At 29.6% G+C, this 933-nt stretch carries 1 protein-coding gene; it reads right to left on the reverse strand.

What is annotated here, in order from left to right; genetic code table 11:
- Window positions 1-16: 16 nt before the first annotated feature.
- On the reverse strand, window positions 17-847 hold the full coding sequence (locus J3495_RS19000) for an IS982 family transposase (RefSeq protein ID WP_210668553.1): 831 nt from the start codon (window positions 845-847) through the stop codon (window positions 17-19).
- Window positions 848-933 lie beyond the last annotated feature (86 nt).

Genomic DNA, 933 nt, shown 5'->3' on the forward strand with positions numbered 1-933 from the left:
TAATTAATTCAAGTTGCTAGTTAATTGTTTTATTTAATTGTAAACCGAATACAAACAATGTTAGCTTTATTAAGAATCCATCCAGAGTAACTGCATGTATAGTTCTTGGGAATAGTTTTTTAATATCGCTAATGGTTGTTTCTACTCTTTTTCTCATTTTTAATTTTTCCTTTTTTTGTTCTAAAGTGTCAATTCTTTTGGAATTTGATTTTCGTTGAATTTTTAAAAAAATGCATCTTCTCTCAAAAGCTGCATCCTCTAAGCCATAATCTAAATAAGCACTATCACCGTAAATTGAGGCTTCAACAGGTAGTTTATCTATCATTTTTCCAAGAGCTTTTGCATCGGCCGTTTTACCTGGAGTGAAATGAAAAGCTATCGGGATTCCATCTTTTGTTGTGATTAATTGCACTTTAACCCCATAAAAATAATTTCTCATACTAGCTGTGTAACCTCTCCATTTCTTATCCTTTAGAATTTTACAATTGGAGATTCTCATATTATTGCATACAGCAACTGGAAATGAATCAATGATATACTGCATCTCACAACAAAAATCTTTAAAATAAGAACTTACAATCTCGAATAATTCATAAAGAAGTTTCCCTATTTTATGAAGACGCCTGTTAAATCTGCTCTTATCAAGCATATTGGGAATAAATCCATACTGTTTCATAAATTGAATAGCAGAATTATGATTTCCATAAAAACTTGTTGAAGAAACAATTGCAGTTAGAATAATCTCACTATCACTTACTTGTCGTCTTACATCTTCTTTATGACCAATTCCTTGTAAAATATCATCGATTAAACAAAAAATTGAGATAATTTTGTCTTTGCAAAGCATCGGTTTTGTTTTTTAGTCGGCAAAACAAATTTACTTAACCTTTGCTTTGTATTTTTAATACTCAAACTAGCAACTTGAATTAATTA

The sequence above is a fragment of the Flavobacterium geliluteum genome (assembly GCF_017948595.1).
GTDB lineage: Bacteria > Bacteroidota > Bacteroidia > Flavobacteriales > Flavobacteriaceae > Flavobacterium > Flavobacterium flavipigmentatum.